Consider the following 15413-nt stretch of genomic DNA (forward strand, 5'->3'; position numbering starts at 1 on the left):
GGGCGCCGACTGCGCGATCCGCGCGCTCGCGCCCAGTTCGAACCCGCTCAGAAGCGCGCCGAACGTCTCGGTCTGGCGCGACAGCTCGCGGATCGCCGAAGTCGCCTGCTCGACCATGGCGGCGTTCTGCTGCGTGGTCTGATCCATCTGCGAAACGGCGCCGTTGACCTCCTGCAGTCCGGTCGCCTGCTCCTGCGCGGCGCGCGCGATCTCGCCGACCACCGCGTCGATCTCGGCGACGCCGGCGACGATGCGCTCCAGCGCCTCGCCGGTGACGGCGACCCGGTCCACACCCTTCTCGACTTCGCCGCGCGAGGCGAGGATCAGGGCCTTGATCTCCTTGGCCGCGTCGGCGGAGCGCTGCGCGAGCGCGCGCACCTCGGAGGCGACGACGGCGAAGCCGCGCCCCGCCTCGCCCGCGCGGGCCGCCTCGACGCCTGCGTTCAGCGCGAGCAGGTTCGTCTGGAAGGCGATCTCGTCGATCGTCCCGATGATCCGGCCGATCTGCTCCGAGGAGGTCTCGATGGCGCCCATCGCCGCGATCGCCTCGCGCACGACTTCGCCGCCGGCGCCGGCCTCGGCGCTGGCGCGCGCCACGACGTCGCGGGCGCGGGCGGCGCTCTCGGCGGTGTGGCGGGTGGTCGCCGTGATCTCCTCGATGGCGGCGGCCGATTGCTCGAGGCTCGCAGCCTGCGATTCGGTGCGGCGCGACAGATCGTCGGAGGCCGATGCGAGGCTCGAAACCGCGCCGCGCACCCCCTGCGCAGTGCCGGCGATCCGCCCCATCGCATCCTGCAGCCGGTCGAACGCCTCGTTGAGATCGTCGCGCAGGGCGGCGCGGTCGGCGGGGAACTCGCCGCGCACCCGATGCGTCAGATCGCCTTCGGCCAGCTTGCGCAACCCGGTCCCGAGCGCCGCGACGACTTGCGCGCGCACGGCCTCCTTCGCCGCCTCGGCGCGTTCGAGGGCCGATGTCTCGGCCAGCGAGGACAGGCGGGCGTGCTCGGCGTCCTGCTCCGCCTCGGCAGCCTCCGAGGCCGCGCAGCGCAAGCGGGCGACGGCGGCGCGGATGCGCGCCAGCTCGTCCGCCTCCGACGGGTCCGCCGCGCCGGCCAGCGCCTCGATCTCGTCGGCGAGGCGCGCCAGCGGGGCGGCCACGCTGCGCCGCATCATCGCCAGCGCCGCGGCTGGCGACAGCGCCAGCGCCGTCGCGGCGCAGGCCGCGCCGAGCCAGAAGCCCGGCCCCTCCGCTCCGCTCGCGATCAGCGCCCAGAGCGTCGCGACCGCCGCCGCGCCGACCAGCGCCGGCCCTGCGATCAGCGCCGCCGCCTTGCGACCGGCCGGCTGGCGCGCGAACCATCCCGTCGCCGCCCCTGCGCCCGCTTCTTCCGCCGACATCGTTTTCGCGCTCCCATCTTCGAGCCGCAGACCGACGCCGCGTCGCCGGGCCTCGCCGCCGAAGGCGGGGGCCGGATCAGAGGCGTTCGCCAGTCCGGTCATCATCGTCTCTCCTCGCCGCCCTGCCGGCGGCTGCGTCGTCTCTCGGCGTCACTCGGCGGCGAAGCGCGCGCCCGTTTCGCGCCCGGCGCCGACCCGGAAGAACGCCACCAGCCCGCGCAGCCGATCGGCATGCGCCTCGAGCGCCCGCGCACCCGACGCGGCGCCCTCGGCCAGGCCGGCGTTCTGCTGGGTCAGCTCGTCCATCCGCATCACCGCCGAAGAAATCTCCTCGACGCCCGAGGACTGCTCGCGCGTCGCCGCGGAGATCTCGCTCATCTTCTCGGCCAGCGCGGCGATCGCCTCGGTCACGCCGTCCAGCGCCGCGCCGGTCTGCTTCACCAGCGTCACGCCCTTGCCGACATTGGTCGCGCTCTCCGCGATCAGGCCCTTGATGTCGCGCGCGGCTTCCGCCGAGCGCTGCGCCAGCAGCCGCACTTCCGATGCGACCACCGCGAAGCCGCGCCCCGCCTCTCCGGCGCGCGCCGCTTCGACCGAGGCGTTCAGCGCCAGCAGGTTGGTCTGGAAGGCGATCGAGTCGATCAACGCGGTGATCTCCGAGATCTTGCCCGCGCTGCGCTCGATCAGGTCCATCGCGGCGACCGCCTCGCCGACCACCGCCTTGCCGGCCCCCGCGCGCGTGGCGGTGTCGGCGGCGAGGCCGGTCGAGCTGTCGGCGTTGTCGGCGTTGGAGCGCACGGTGGAGGCCATCTCCTCCATGGTCGCGGCCGTCTGCTCCAGCGAGGCCGCCTGGCTTTCGGCCCGCGCCGACAGATCCGACGCGCTGCCAGCGATCCGCCGCGTCGCCGTCCCCAGCTCGTCGGCCACCGACTGGATGTCGCTGACCATCTCGCTGAGCTTCTCGACGGTCGCGTTGACGGCGTGGGCGAGGTCGCGGAAGCGCCCTTCGCCGCGCGTGTCCATCCGATGCGCCAGATCGCCGGCGGCGAGACCGCCCAGGGCGTCGTTCAGCCGGTCGAGGAACTCGGCGAAGATGCGGCAGGTGTCGTTGAGGCCTTCGGCGATCTCGCGATTCTCGGGCGGCAGCGCGGCGACGTCGATGCGCTTGGTGAAGTCGCCCCTGGCGGCGGCGTCGATCACGGCGTGGATGTGCTTCGCCGCGCGCAGCGCCTCGGTCTTCTCGATCCACTCGACGACGCAGCCGGTCCGCGCGCCTGAGGCGTCGAAGATCGGCGTCAGGCGCAGCTCGAAGCTGCGGCCGTCGAAGCCGATGGTGGTGACGAACACCTCGCGCAGATCGCGCAGCATGGTGCGGATGCGGCTGGAGTTCTTGTGGAAGACGTCGATGTTGAGCCCGACGAGCTTCGTCGCGTCGACGGGCGTCGGCTGCGACGCCCACCATTTCGCCGAGCGCGCCAGCGAACGCTCGAGCGCGGGCATCACATAGACGATGCGCATCTCGGCGTCGGCGATCATCGTGTTCGAACTCGAATGGTCGAGCGCCGCGCGGTTGCGCTCGCCCTCGGCGATGCGCGCCTCCAGCCCGTCGAGCGCGCGCAGACGACGGCTCACGAGGCGCATCGCGGCAAGCGTCGCGAGGACGCCGCCGACGCCCGCGGCCGCCACCGGCCACGGCGCGGCACCGAGCGCCCAGAGCCCCGCTGCCCCGGCGGCGAGCGCCCCTGACCCCGCTACGGCGATGCGAAGGCCGCCGCGCAGGAAGTCGCCGAAAGCGGCTGCTTCGCTCGCGCCGGCGGCGGAGGGGGCGACGGATCCGCCTCGCAGCGCGCCTTCCGAAATCCTTTCGCCCGAGATGGTCATTTGACGCCCGTCCAGTCCGTTGAAGACCCCGGGCTGATCTGATGCGGCGCGCCTCAACGCGAGGTTAAGCCTGACGCGGCGGGCGCGCGCGCAGAGCGCCATAAATGCGGCGAATTGAGCGGATTGGCCCAAGGACGGGGCGCGCGGGGCTCAACTGCGGATCTGGCGCGCCCGACTGGCGGCTTCAGACGCAGGCGGCTCCGCCGCGGTCGGCGCCGCCGGCGTCGCGGCGAACTCGAGCCAGAACGCGGCCCCGCCGCCCGGCGCGCTGCGCAACCCGATCCGCCCGCCCATGATCTGGGTGAACTCGCGCGCGATCGACAGCCCGAGCCCGACCCCGCCATGCATCCGCGTGGTCGAGCCGTCCGCCTGACGGAAGCGCTCGAAGATCGCCTCGCGATCGGCCTCGGCGACGCCGGGGCCGGTGTCGACGACTTCGATGCGCAACAGCGTCTCGCCGCCGCCGAGCCGCAGCTCGACCAACCCGGCATCGGTGAACTTCACCGCATTGTCGAGCAGGCTCGCGAGCACGCGCGCGAGCCGGCGCGCATCGCCGCGCCAGCGATAGGGCGCGCCGTCGGCCACCGCCATCCGCAGCGCCAGCCCCTTGCGCCCGGCCGCCGGGCGCACCCGGTCGAGCGCGCGCTCGGCGAGCTCCACCGGATCGAAGCTCTCGATCTCCAGCGCGTCCGAGCCGGCCTCGATCTGCGCGATGTCGAGCACGTCGTCGATCACCTGATGCAGCGCGCGCGCAGAACTCTCGACGATGTCGAGCCATTTCGCCCGCACCGCGGGGTCGTCGCTCGCCCGGATCAGCGCGACGCCGCCGAGCACGCCGTTCAGCGGCGTGCGGATCTCGTGGGTGATGCGGGCGAGGAACTCGCTCTTGAGGCGCGAGGCGCGGTCGGCCTCCTCAAGGGCGGCGCGCAGTTCGATCTCGTTGAGCCGCAGCCTTTCGGTGACGCGGGCGCGATCCTCCTCGCGGGCGCGGCGTTCGGAGATGTCGTCGACGATGGCGACGAAGCGGCGCGCGCCGACGTCGCCGCGCAGCGACAGCGCGATCTCGGCGGGGTAGACCGAGCCGTCCTTGCGCCGATGCGCGGTCTCCAATCGCAGCATGTCGCGCGCGCCCTCGCGCAGCGGCGCGATCAGGGCCTCGAAATCGGCGCGGTCGAGTTCGGGCTTGATGTCGAGCGGCGTCATCCGGGCCAGCTCGTCGGCGCCGTAGCCCAGATTGTCCCGGGCGCCGCGATTGACATGGACGAAGCGCAGCGTCTCGGCGTCGAAGATGTAGATCTCCTGCCGCGCCTCCTCCAACACGGCGCCCATCTCGTCGGCCTGGGCGTGGGCGGCGCGATAGGCGGTCTGGAGCTGGCGCAGATCGGTGAAATCGGCCGCGGCGGCGATCTTGCCGATCCGCCGTCCCCGCGCGTCGCGCCAGTCGCGCGTCTCGCGCCACACCCAGCGCGCAGGCCCCGCCCCGCCCTCGATCCAGTCGGCGCGCGGTCGCTCGGGCGGCAGCGCCAGAAGCTCGCCGATGGCGGCGCGGGCGGCGCGTGTGGCGGGCGGACGGGTCGGGGAGACGCCGAAGAGCTCGACGAAATCCTCGCTCGCCGCCACACAGGCGCCCTCGGCGTCGAACAGCGCGATGGCGACCGGCGCATCCTGCAGGAGCGCGCGCAGCATCTCGCCCTGCCCGCTCAGCGCGTCGAGCCGCCGCTCGGCCAGAGCCTGCCGGCCGCGCGCGCGCAGCCAGGCCGCGATGGCGCCCGCGGCCGCGACGAGCAATCCCGCCGCCAGCGCGATCACGATCTCCCCCTCGCGCGACGAACTCGCCGACAGCCGCAGCGCGCCGGCCGAGAGCGCGCGCTCAAGCCCCGCCCGATACGCAGCGCGCCGCGCCGCGTAGCCTTCGGAGGCGAAGACGCGCGCAGCGAGGGCCGGCTGGCCGTCGTCGACGAAGGCCATCGCCTGGCTCTCCATCAGGATCAGCGCGCCGTTCGCCGCCTCGACCTCGGCCAGAGCGGCGCGCGCGACGTCGCTGTCGGCGAGCGCGAGGGCCCCGGCGACGGCGTTCTCCAGCGGGGCCACATGGTCGTAATAGCGGTCCCGCCAGACCGGATCGGAGGTCGCCGCGTGAAGCCGGGCGGAGCTGACGAGGACTTCGTTCAGACGCGCGATCTCCCCGCGCAGGCGCTCGAACTCGGCGGCGCGCGCGACCGCGCGCTCGACGCGGGTGCGCGCTTCCTGCGCCAGCAGCGCCGCGAGCGCCGCGAACGCCGCGAAGGCGACGACCAGCCAGATGTTGCGCAGCTTCCCCAACGCGAAATCCCCGGCGCACACCAAGCGCGACGCTCAGAAGCCACTCGCGTCCCGCTAGCGCAATTCTCTCACTACAACCGCAGAGTTGCGCCGGAAGCGTCCTGGGGCAAGGGCTCCGTCACTGCTCCAGCATGCGCCGCAGCAATTCGACGTCCTCGGCGATCTGGGCGTCGGTCTCGGAGAGCTGCTCGATCTTGCGCACGGCGTGCATGACGGTGGTGTGGTCGCGCCCTCCGAAGCGGCGACCTATGTCGGGCAGCGACTTGGTGGTGAGGGTCTTGGCCAGATACATCGCGACCTGCCGGGGTCGCGCGACGGCGCGGGCGCGGCGCGCCGAGGTCATGTCGGACATGCGCAGGCAGTAGTGCTCGGCGACCTTGCGCATGATCTCCTCGATGGTGACCTTGCGGTCGTGCTGCTTGATCAGGTCCGCAAGGCATTCATGCGCCGTGTCGAGCGTGATCGGGCGGCCCACCAGCGTCGCGAAGGCCACGAGCCGGGTCAGCGCCCCTTCGAGCACCCGCACATTCGAGACGATCCGATGGGCGAGGAAGGCCAGCACCTTGTCCTCGATCACGAGGCCCGGATTCTCGATCATCGCCTTGTCGGCCTTGGCGTGCAGGATCCCGAGCCGCAACTCGTAGGTGGTGGGGTGGATGTCGGCGACCAGCCCCCACTGCAGGCGCGAGCGGATGCGCTCCTCCAACCCGTCGATTTCGCCCGGCGCGCGGTCGGCGGAGATCACGATCTGCTTGCCGACGTCGATCAGCGCGTTGAAGGTGTGGAAGAATTCCTCCTGCGTGCTGTCCTTGCCGGCGATGAACTGCACGTCGTCGATCATCAGCACGTCGACCGAGCGGAACTCCTGCTTGAACCCGATCATGTCGCGCGAGCGGATCGCGCTGACGAAGCGGTACATGAACTGCTCGGCGGAGAGGTAGAGCACCTTCTTGGAGGGCCGGACTTCGCGGATGCGCCAGGCGATGGCGTGCATCAGATGGGTCTTGCCGAGCCCCACCCCGCCATGCAGGAAGACCGGATTGTAGGAGATCGTCTCGCCCTCCGCGACCCGACGGGCGGCGGCGTGGGCGAGTTCGTTGGGCTTGCCGACCACGAAGCTGCCGAAGGTGAAGCGGGGGTCGAGCGGGGCCGAGCGGTCCTCCTCGGCATGCGGCGGCGCGGCGGGCGCGGGCTCGGCGGGTCGCAAGACCTGCTCGGCGCCCGGCGCGGTGGAGCAACCGGCATCCGGAGCGGCCCCGGTCTCTCTCGCGGTCACGACGACGCGGTCGACCGCCATGCGCGCGGCGCGCATCACAGCGAGGATGTCTTCGGCGTAAGTGCGCTCGACATAATCGGCGATGAAGCCGGTCGGCGCGGCGAAGCGCCCGATTCGGTTGTCAAGCGAGACGAGCGCCAGCGGCGCGATCCAGCGGGCGTGCGCCGCCGTGCCGAGCGCGCCTTTCAGAACTTCGGCCACCGCGCTCCATTGCTGGACCGCGGCTGCCGGCATCTCGCTCCCATCCGTAGATCGCGCTTGCAGCACCGTCGCTCCCGTCGCCGCCGCGGACCTCTGGTCGGACCCTGCGGCAGTCGTTGAAATTTTGCACCCGGCGAAATCGGACCGCCGGCACGCCGCACGACGATCACGTGGCTCTGTCGCCCCGCGCTCGACTCGCAAATGAAGAGTAGACACACCCTACAGTGGGCGGCAAGTAAAACAAATGCGCCGCAAATTGATTTTGCGACGCACCAACTTCTTCCGCAGACATTCCGAAGTTTATGTCTTTCGAGATTGACATTCTTCTCGTTGGAGAAGCGCAATCTATTCAGCGGCGCGCACTAAACACGCCTACCTTACCCTTCGACATATAGCGTTCTGGTTACCGCAGGGCCAAGCGAAAGACAACCGGACGAAAGAGCGAACATAACGCTTTGTTGACGGAATCGCGACGTGCCGTGACGCCCGCCGTCGGCGCGTCACGCCGTCTGCATGCCCTTCACGCGCTGCGCGAGCCTCGAGACCTTGCGGCTCGCGGTGTTCGCGTGCAGCACGCCCTTGGACGCGCCGCGCATGATCTCCGGCTGTGCCGCCCGCAGCGCCTCGCGCGCCGCCGCGATGTCGCCCCCGCGAATCGCTTCTTCGACCTTGCGGATGAAGGTGCGGATGCGGGACTTGCGCGCCATGTTGACTTCGGTGCGCTTGGCGATCTGGCGGATGCGTTTGCGAGCGGACGGCGTGTTGGCCATGAGAATCCCGTGAAGCGTCGATTGCTGAGATGAGCGGCGCTTCTACACGCGCGCCGGCGCCGATGTCAACGCGCCGCTCAGCGGTCCTTGAACTGCGCTTCGCGCTTGTCCACGAAGGCCTCCATCCCCTCCTTCTGGTCCTCGGTGGCGAACAGCGCGTGGAAGATGCGCCGCTCGAATCGCACGCCCTCCGCCAGCGTCGTCTCATAGGCGCGATCGACCGATTCCTTGGTCGCCATCACCGCCAGCGCCGATTTCTCGGCGATCTTCGCCGCGACGGCGATCGCCTCGTCGAGCAGTTCGTCCGCAGGCAGCACCCGGCTGACCAGGCCCGACCGCTCGGCCTCCGACGCGTCCATAAAGCGACCGGTCAGGCACATCTCCATCGCCTTCGACTTGCCGACGAAGCGCGCCAGCCGCTGCGTGCCGCCCGCGCCGGGAATGACGCCGAGATTGATCTCGGGCTGGCCGAACTTCGCGGTGTCCGAGCACAGGATGAAGTCGCACATCATCGCCAGCTCGCAGCCCCCGCCGAGCGCATAGCCCGACACCGCGGCGATGATCGGCTTGCGCATCCGCGCCGCAGCCTCCCAGTTCGCCGTGATGAAATCCTCGCGATAGACGTCGACGAAGCTCTTGTCCTTCATCTCGCGGATGTCGGCGCCCGCGGCGAAGGCCTTTTCCGACCCGGTCAGCACCACCGCGCCGACCGCGTCGTCATGGTCGAACTTGCGCAGCGCGTCGGCGAGCTCGTCCATCAGCTGGCGGCTCAGCGCGTTCAGCGCCTCGGGGCGGTTCAACCGCACGAGGCCGACATGGTCGCGCGTCTCCACGATGATGGTCTGATAGGCCATGATGCTCCCCTCGGCCGTTCGCGGCGCGCGCCGCACTATCGCAGGGCGGTCCTTGCGATCAAGCGCGCGATGCGCGGGGAGACCGGTCCTGGCTCATCGCTGGCAGCGCCCGCAATAGAAGCTCGACCGCCCCGACTGCACGATGCGCCCAACCTCGCCCGCGCAGCCCGGCGTCGGGCAGGGCGCGCCGGCGCGCCCGTAGACCCTGAACTCGTGCTGGAAATAGCCGAGCTCGCCATCGGCCCGGCGATAGTCGCGCAGCGACGAGCCGCCCGCCGCGATCGCCGCCTCCAGCGTCTCGCGAATCGCCTGCGCGAGCCGCGCCACCCGCGCCGGGCCGATCCCGTCGGCGATCCGCCGCGGCGAGATCCCCGCGCGGTGCAAAGCCTCGCAGACATAGATGTTGCCCAGGCCCGCGACCGTGCGCTGGTCGAGCAGCGCCGCCTTGATCGGCGTTCGCCGACCCGCCAGCGCCGCGCCGAGCGCCTGCGCATGGAAGTCAGGCCCCAGCGGCTCCGGGCCGAGCCCGGCGAGCCAGCGATGCGCCGCGAGATCGGCGGTCGGCCAGAGGTCCATCGCGCCGAACCGGCGCGCGTCGTTGAAGGTCACGCGCGCGCCGTCGTCGGTCTCGAAAACCACATGGTCATGCGCGCCGACGGCGCCGGCGTTGTGCGCGAACGCCCCCAGCGCCGCGCCGCCGATGAGCAGCCGCCCCGACATCCCCAGATGCGCGATCAGCGTCTCGGGCGCCGGCGCCGGCCCGTCGAGATCGAGCAGCAGGTATTTCGAGCGCCGTCGCAGCGCGGACACCCGCCGCCCGGTCAGCCGCTCGGCGAAGCGGTCGGGCAGCGGCCAGCGCAGGTCCGGGCGGCGCTGGATCACGCGGCTCAGCACCCGCCCCTCCAGCACCGGAACGAGGCCGCGCCGCACGGTCTCGACTTCGGGAAGCTCGGGCATCTAGACGCCCCGCCCCGCGCTGCGGTCCGCCGTCCCGGTCTCCATCGTCGCACCCTTCGCTTCCCATGCGCTCTCGCGCCTGCGGAAGATGGCGCAGGGCCGCGACGCGCGCTAGGTTGCGCGCCATGACAGACCAGACCAAGCCCGGCGTGGGGCGAACCACGCATTTCGGTTACGAGGACGTGCCCGAGCAGGAGAAGGCCGGGCGCGTCCACGGCGTGTTTTCATCGGTCGCGGCGCGCTACGACCTGATGAACGACCTGATGTCGGCGCGCATCCATCGGGTGTGGAAGGAGCAGGCGATCGACCGGCTCAAGCCGCGCCCGGGGATGCGCCTGCTCGACGTCGCCGGCGGCACGGGCGACATCTCGTTCCGCTTCCTGCGGCGCATCAAGGGCGAGGGCGACGCCGTCGTGCTCGACATGACCGAGGCGATGCTGGTCGAAGGGCGCCGCCGCGCCGAGAAAGACCGCATCGACGGCGTCGAATGGGTCTGCGGCGACGCGATGAAGCTGCCCTTCCCCGATGCGAGCTTCGACGCCTACACCATCGCCTTCGGGATCCGGAACGTCACCCGCATCGAGGACGCGCTGGCCGAGGCGCATCGCGTTCTGAAGCCCGGCGGCCGCTTCGTCTGCCTCGAGTTCAGCCAGGTGACCGTTCCCCCGCTCCAGAAGCTCTACGACCTCTATTCCTTCAACGTGATCCCGCGGATCGGCCAGGCGGTGACCGGCGACCGGGCGAGCTATCAGTATCTGGTCGAATCGATCCGCAAGTTTCCCGATCAGGAGACCTTCCTGCAGATGATCCGCGACGCGGGCTTCGCGCGGGCGAGCTATCACAACCTCACGCTCGGGGTGGCGGCGCTGCATTGCGGATGGCGGATCTGAGGCCATGTTCCGGCTCTTCGCCAATCTCTGGCGCCTCGCCCGCGTCGGCGCGACCTTCGCGCGCACAGGCGCGCTGAGCCGGATCTTCGAGGAGTTCGACCCCCCACCCTACGCCCGGACCGTCCTTTGGATCATCACTCTGCCGATGGGGCCGTTCGGGCTGAAGGGCGACGCCTCGCTGCCGCCCGTCCCCCGCGCGATCAACGCGCTCGGCCCCGCTTACATCAAGTTCGGCCAGATCCTCAGCACGCGGCCCGACATCGTCGGGGCCGACCTCGCCCGACAGCTGCGCCTGTTGCAGGATGCGCTGCCGCCCTTTCCGGTCGCCGAGGCGCGCGCCATCGTCGAGGCCGAGCTGGGCAAGCCGGTCGATCTGGTGTTCTCGCAATTCGACCCGCCCATCGCCGCCGCCTCCATCGCGCAGGTCCACGCCGCGATCACCCGCGACACCGGGCGGAAAGTCGCGGTCAAGGTGCTGCGGCCCAATGTCGAGCGGCAATTCCGCGCCGACATCAAGGCCTTCTACTTCATCGCCCGCACGCTGGAATGGCTGATCCCCTCCACCCGCCGCCTGCGCCCTACGGCGGTCGTGGCGCATTTCGACAGCGTCGTCTCGGCGGAGATGGATTTGCGGCTGGAAGCGTCCTCCGCCGCCGAATACCGCGAGAACACCAAGGACGACCCGCTGTTCAAAGTGCCCGCGATCTTCTGGGAGATGTCGGCGCGGCGCGTGATGACGCTCGAATGGGTCGACGGCGCGCCGCTCGGCGACAACGACGCGCTGCACGCGATGGGTGTGAACCTGCCGGATCTCGCCGTCCGCGTGTGCCAAGCCTTCCTTCGGCATGCGCTGATCGACGGGTTTTTTCACGCCGACATGCATCAGGGCAATCTGAAGGTGCGCGCCGACGGGGCGGTGCTCGCGCTCGATTTCGGGGTGATGGGGCGGCTCGACGCGCTGACGCGGCGCTACTACGCCGAAATCCTCTACGGTTTCGCCAAGCGCGACTATCGCCGCGTGGCGGAAGTGCATTTCGAGGCGGGTTACGTTCCCGCCGACCGCGACATCGACGCCTTCGCCCAGGCGCTGCGCTCGATCGGCGAACCGATCTTCGGCATGGACGTCAGCCGCATCTCGATGGCGCGGCTGCTCGCGCATCTGTTCGAGACCACCGAGCGCTTCGGCATGCGCACCCGCACCGAATTGTTGCTTTTGCAGCGCAGCATGGTGGTGGTGGAGGGGGTCGCGCGCAGTCTCGATCCGCAATGCAACATGTGGAACGTGATCCGCCCGGTCGCCGAAGTGTGGATGAAGGACAATCTCGGCCCCAAGGCCGCGCTGCGCGATCTGCGCACGGCCGCCGTCACCATCGCGCGCTATGTGCCGCGCCTGCCGGGCATCGCCGAGCAGTTCGTCATAGCCGCCCAGCGCGAACCGGGGCCGCCGCCTCAACCCGCGCCCGCAGGCGGCGGGATCGCGGCGGGGCTCGTCGGCGGGCTGCTCGGCGGGCTTCTGGGGGGCGCAGGGGTCGCCGGGGCGATCTGGGCATTTTACACTCTGAATTGATGCTTCCTTGAATTCCCCGCCCGCGCGGGTCTAAAAGCGCGGATGGGGTGGGGAGCGATATGAGCGGCAGGTCCATTCTCCTGTGCATCGGCGGCGGGATCGCCGCCTACAAATGTCTCGAGCTGATCCGCCTGATCCGCGGTCGAGGGTGGGGCGTGCGCGTCGCCATGACGCGCGCCGCCGAGGAATTCGTCACGCCGCTCTCGGTCGGCGCGTTGGCCGGGTCGAAGCCCTTCCGCGCACTGTTCGACCTGACGGACGAGGCGGAGATGGGGCATATCCAGCTCTCCCGCGCCGCCGATATCGTCGTGGTCGCGCCCTGCACCGCCGATCTGATGGCGAAGATGGCCGGCGGCCACGCCGACGACCTCGTCTCCACGCTTCTCATGGCGACCGACAAGCCCGTCCTGATCGCGCCGGCGATGAACGTGCGGATGTGGGAGCATCCGGCGACCCGCCGCAACCTCGCGACGTTGAAGGCCGACGGCGTCCATGTCGTCGGGCCGGAGATCGGCGACATGGCCTGCGGCGAGACCGGGCCGGGCCGCATGGCCGAGCCCGCCGACATCCTGCGCGCCGTCGCCGCCCTGCTCGACCAGCCGCCGCAGGGGCCGCTCTCGGGGCGCCGCCTGCTCGTCACCTCAGGCCCGACGCATGAGCCGGTCGACCCGGTGCGCTATCTCGCCAACCGCTCCTCGGGCAAGCAGGGCCACGCCATCGCCGCGGCGCTCGCCGAACTCGGCGGCGCAGTCACGCTCGTCAGCGGCCCGGTCGCCGAGCCCGACCCAGCCGGCGTGTCCGTCCGCCGCGTCGAGACCGCCCGCCAGATGCGCGACGCGGTCGAGGCGGCGCTGCCTGTCGATGCGGCGGTGTTCGCCGCCGCCGTCGCCGACTGGCGCCCCGCCGAAGCGGCGGCGCTCAAGATGAAGAAGGACGGCTCGGGCCGGTCGCCGCCGCTGGCGCTGACGGAGAACCCCGACATCCTGCGGGAGGTGGCGCATCTGCCGCCGGGCCGTCGCCCCGCCCTCGTCGTGGGCTTCGCCGCCGAAACGCATGACGTGGAGGCCCACGCCACCGCCAAGCGCGCCCGCAAGGGCTGCGACTGGATCGTCGCCAACGACGTGTCGGAAGCCTCGGGCGTGATGGGCGGCGACGAGAACGCCGCGATCCTCATCACCGCCGACGGGGCGGAGGAATGGCCGCGCCTCTCCAAGGCCGAGACCGCCGGCCGCCTCGCCGCCCGCATCGCCGACCACCTCGCGCGGGAGACCGCGACATGTTGAGCCCCGCTATCCCCCTCCCCGTCGCGCGGCTGCCCCATGCCGACCCGGCCCTGCCGCTGCCGGCCTACGAAACGCCGGGGGCGGCGGGGATGGATTTGCGCGCCTGCCTGCCGCCCGAGGCGCGCGCGGCGGGGCTCGTCCTCGCCCCCGGCGCCCGCGCCGCGATCCCGACCGGGCTCGTCGTCGCCGCCCCGGAGGGAACCGAAATCCAGATCCGTCCGCGCTCGGGGCTCGCCTTGCGCACGGGCGTCACAGTGGCCAACGCCCCAGGCACGGTGGACGCCGATTACCGCGGCGAGGTCATGGTCCTCCTCGTCAATCTGGGCGACCAGCCCTTCACGGTCGAGCATGGCGCGCGCATCGCGCAGGCCGTGCTCGCCCCCGTTCTCCGCGCCGCGCTCGTCGAGTCGGCGCCCGGCGATCCGGCGCTCGGCCCCACGCTCCGGGGCGCGGGCGGCTTCGGATCGACGGGCGTCTGAGGCGGCGCCAGGAAGAAGGAACACGCGACGTGCTGCACTGCTCCCGCAAGACCCGTCTCGCCCTCGAGGCCGTGCTCGACATCGCCTACAACGCGCGCCCCGATCCGGTGCAGTCGCGCGACGTGACCGCCCGGCTCGGCATCCCGCAGCGCTATCTCGAACAGGTGATGCAGCATCTGGTGCGGGTGGGGGTGCTCAAGGGCGTGCGCGGCCCGCGCGGAGGCTACACGCTGGCGCGCGAGCGCCGGCGCGTCACGGTCGGCGAGGTGATCCGCGCCGTGGACGAACTCGAGCGCGCCGAGGAGGAGCATGAGGAGCCGACCTCCGATCTCGGCCTGCGCGTCGCCCGTCCGCTCTGGATCGAGGCGCAGAACGCCGCGCTGGAGCGGCTCGACGCGCTCACCATGGAGGAACTCTGCCAGCGCGCCGCCGAGATGGGCGTGCCGCGGGCGGGCCAGCCCGTCGCCGACTTCACGATCTGACGCCGCAAAACCGGCGCACCGAGAAACCATAGGGGAAACGCAGCATGTCCGCCGTCACGCCGCCGCGAGGGCGCATCTACGACGACATCACCCAGACCATCGGCGCGACGCCCCTCGTGCGTGCCGCGCGTCTCGCGGCGGACGCCGGCGTCGAGGCCGAGATCCTGCTGAAACTCGAATTCTTCAACCCGCTCGCCAGCGTCAAGGACCGCATCGGCGTCGCGATGATCGACGCGCTGGAGCGGGAAGGCCGCCTCGCCCCCGGCGGGACGCTGGTCGAGCCGACCTCGGGCAACACGGGGATCGGCCTCGCCTTCGCCGCCGCCGCGCGCGGCTACGAGCTGATCCTGTGCATGCCCGAGACGATGTCGGTCGAGCGGCGGAAGATGCTGGCGCTGCTCGGCGCGCGCATTGAGCTGACGCCGGGCGAAAAGGGCATGAATGGCGCCATCGCCCGCGCGGAGGAGCTGGCCGCGGAAATCCACGGCGCGATCATCCCGCAGCAATTCGAAAACCCCGCCAACCCCGCGATCCATGAGGCGACCACGGCGGACGAAATCTGGATGGACGCCGGCGGGCGCGTCGACGCCTTCGTGTCGGGCGTCGGCACCGGCGGCACGATCACCGGGGTCGGACGGGCGCTCAAGCGCCTCGACTCCGGCGTCCGCATCGTGGCCGTCGAGCCGGAAGACAGCCCGGTGCTGTCCGGCGGCGCTGCCGGGCCGCACAAGATTCAGGGGATCGGGGCGGGTTTCGTCCCGGCGATCCTCGACCGGTCGGTGATCGACGAAGTGCTGACCATCGGCAACGAGACAGCCTTCGAGACCGCGCGCCGGCTCGCCGCGCTCGAAGGCGTCCCCGGCGGCATCTCCTCCGGCGCCGCGGTGGCCGCGGCGCTGGAGCTGGCGCAGCGCCCGGAGATGGCGGGCAAGCGGATCGTCGCGATCCTGCCCAGCTTCGCCGAACGCTACCTGTCGACCGCGTTGTTCGACGGTCTCTGACGCCGCCCTAGGGCTTCGGCGCGCCGTGTCCATGCGCGCCGTGTCCATGCGC

General features: G+C 71.3%; 13 protein-coding genes. 6 read left to right on the forward strand and 7 right to left on the reverse strand.

Features of this window, described 5'->3' with window-relative positions; genetic code table 11:
* From V7Q31_RS12540 to mutM, 7 genes are all read right to left on the reverse strand, one after another.
* Positions 1-1500, reverse strand: a 1500-nt coding sequence (locus tag V7Q31_RS12540; RefSeq protein WP_333834203.1) for a methyl-accepting chemotaxis protein, incomplete at its 3' end; no start/stop codon positions are given.
* A 48-nt stretch (positions 1501-1548) separates the two neighbouring features.
* Positions 1549-3279, reverse strand: coding sequence for a methyl-accepting chemotaxis protein (locus tag V7Q31_RS12545; RefSeq protein WP_333834204.1), 1731 nt, complete (start codon positions 3277-3279; stop codon positions 1549-1551).
* A gap of 150 nt (positions 3280-3429) precedes the next feature.
* Positions 3430-5601: a sensor histidine kinase gene (locus V7Q31_RS12550; protein ID WP_333834205.1), complete on the reverse strand. Its 2172-nt coding sequence runs from the start codon at positions 5599-5601 to the stop codon at positions 3430-3432.
* Between the two features lie 118 nt (positions 5602-5719).
* Entirely contained in the window at positions 5720-7111 is a 1392-nt protein-coding gene (dnaA, locus tag V7Q31_RS12555; RefSeq protein WP_333834206.1) for a chromosomal replication initiator protein DnaA, read from the reverse strand.
* Between the two features lie 467 nt (positions 7112-7578).
* A complete protein-coding gene (rpsT, locus tag V7Q31_RS12560; RefSeq protein ID WP_333834207.1) occupies positions 7579-7848 on the reverse strand; it encodes a 30S ribosomal protein S20 in 270 nt (89 codons plus the stop codon).
* Between the two features lie 77 nt (positions 7849-7925).
* Positions 7926-8702 carry an enoyl-CoA hydratase gene (locus tag V7Q31_RS12565; protein ID WP_333834208.1) on the reverse strand — a complete coding sequence of 259 codons (777 nt, stop codon included), beginning with the start codon at positions 8700-8702 and terminating at the stop codon, positions 7926-7928.
* Between the two features lie 93 nt (positions 8703-8795).
* On the reverse strand, positions 8796-9659 hold the full coding sequence (gene mutM / locus V7Q31_RS12570) for a bifunctional DNA-formamidopyrimidine glycosylase/DNA-(apurinic or apyrimidinic site) lyase (RefSeq protein ID WP_333834209.1): 864 nt from the start codon (positions 9657-9659) through the stop codon (positions 8796-8798).
* Positions 9660-9784: 125 nt separating this feature from the next.
* Here mutM and ubiE point away from each other — a divergent pair, with 125 nt between their 5' ends.
* Genes ubiE through cysK form a run of 6 tightly spaced genes read left to right on the forward strand, consistent with a single transcriptional unit; the run spans position 9785 to position 15361 of the window.
* Positions 9785-10549 carry a bifunctional demethylmenaquinone methyltransferase/2-methoxy-6-polyprenyl-1,4-benzoquinol methylase UbiE gene (gene ubiE / locus V7Q31_RS12575; protein WP_333834210.1) on the forward strand — a complete coding sequence of 255 codons (765 nt, stop codon included), beginning with the start codon at positions 9785-9787 and terminating at the stop codon, positions 10547-10549.
* Between the two features lie 4 nt (positions 10550-10553).
* Positions 10554-12116, forward strand: coding sequence for a 2-polyprenylphenol 6-hydroxylase (ubiB, locus tag V7Q31_RS12580; protein ID WP_333834211.1), 1563 nt, complete (start codon positions 10554-10556; stop codon positions 12114-12116).
* A gap of 59 nt (positions 12117-12175) precedes the next feature.
* Positions 12176-13399 carry a bifunctional phosphopantothenoylcysteine decarboxylase/phosphopantothenate--cysteine ligase CoaBC gene (gene coaBC / locus V7Q31_RS12585; protein ID WP_333834212.1) on the forward strand — a complete coding sequence of 408 codons (1224 nt, stop codon included), beginning with the start codon at positions 12176-12178 and terminating at the stop codon, positions 13397-13399.
* Entirely contained in the window at positions 13393-13878 is a 486-nt protein-coding gene (dut, locus tag V7Q31_RS12590) for a dUTP diphosphatase (RefSeq protein ID WP_333834213.1), read from the forward strand. The genes coaBC and dut overlap by 7 nt, the downstream gene beginning before the upstream one ends.
* 29 nt (positions 13879-13907) lie before the next feature.
* A complete protein-coding gene (locus V7Q31_RS12595; RefSeq protein WP_333834214.1) occupies positions 13908-14360 on the forward strand; it encodes an RrF2 family transcriptional regulator in 453 nt (150 codons plus the stop codon).
* Positions 14361-14404: 44 nt separating this feature from the next.
* Positions 14405-15361, forward strand: coding sequence for a cysteine synthase A (cysK, locus tag V7Q31_RS12600; RefSeq protein ID WP_333834215.1), 957 nt, complete (start codon positions 14405-14407; stop codon positions 15359-15361).
* Positions 15362-15413: the final 52 nt, after the last annotated feature.

The sequence above is a fragment of the Rubrimonas sp. genome, from assembly GCF_036788415.1.
Lineage (GTDB): Bacteria > Pseudomonadota > Alphaproteobacteria > Rhodobacterales > Rhodobacteraceae > Rubrimonas.

Bases quoted from the DNA above. Each gene is read 5' to 3' on its own strand.
- mutM (WP_333834209.1), bottom strand. From the start codon at position 9,659: ATGCCCGAGCTTCCCGAAGTCGAGACCGTGCGGCGCGGCCTCGTTCCG.
- coaBC (WP_333834212.1), top strand. From the start codon at position 12,176: ATGAGCGGCAGGTCCATTCTCCTGTGCATCGGCGGCGGGATCGCCGCC.
- dnaA (WP_333834206.1), bottom strand. From the start codon at position 7,111: ATGCCGGCAGCCGCGGTCCAGCAATGGAGCGCGGTGGCCGAAGTTCTG.
- V7Q31_RS12565 (WP_333834208.1), bottom strand. From the start codon at position 8,702: ATGGCCTATCAGACCATCATCGTGGAGACGCGCGACCATGTCGGCCTC.
- V7Q31_RS12545 (WP_333834204.1), bottom strand. From the start codon at position 3,279: ATGACCATCTCGGGCGAAAGGATTTCGGAAGGCGCGCTGCGAGGCGGA.
- ubiE (WP_333834210.1), top strand. From the start codon at position 9,785: ATGACAGACCAGACCAAGCCCGGCGTGGGGCGAACCACGCATTTCGGT.
- rpsT (WP_333834207.1), bottom strand. From the start codon at position 7,848: ATGGCCAACACGCCGTCCGCTCGCAAACGCATCCGCCAGATCGCCAAG.
- cysK (WP_333834215.1), top strand. From the start codon at position 14,405: ATGTCCGCCGTCACGCCGCCGCGAGGGCGCATCTACGACGACATCACC.
- ubiB (WP_333834211.1), top strand. From the start codon at position 10,554: ATGTTCCGGCTCTTCGCCAATCTCTGGCGCCTCGCCCGCGTCGGCGCG.
- dut (WP_333834213.1), top strand. From the start codon at position 13,393: ATGTTGAGCCCCGCTATCCCCCTCCCCGTCGCGCGGCTGCCCCATGCC.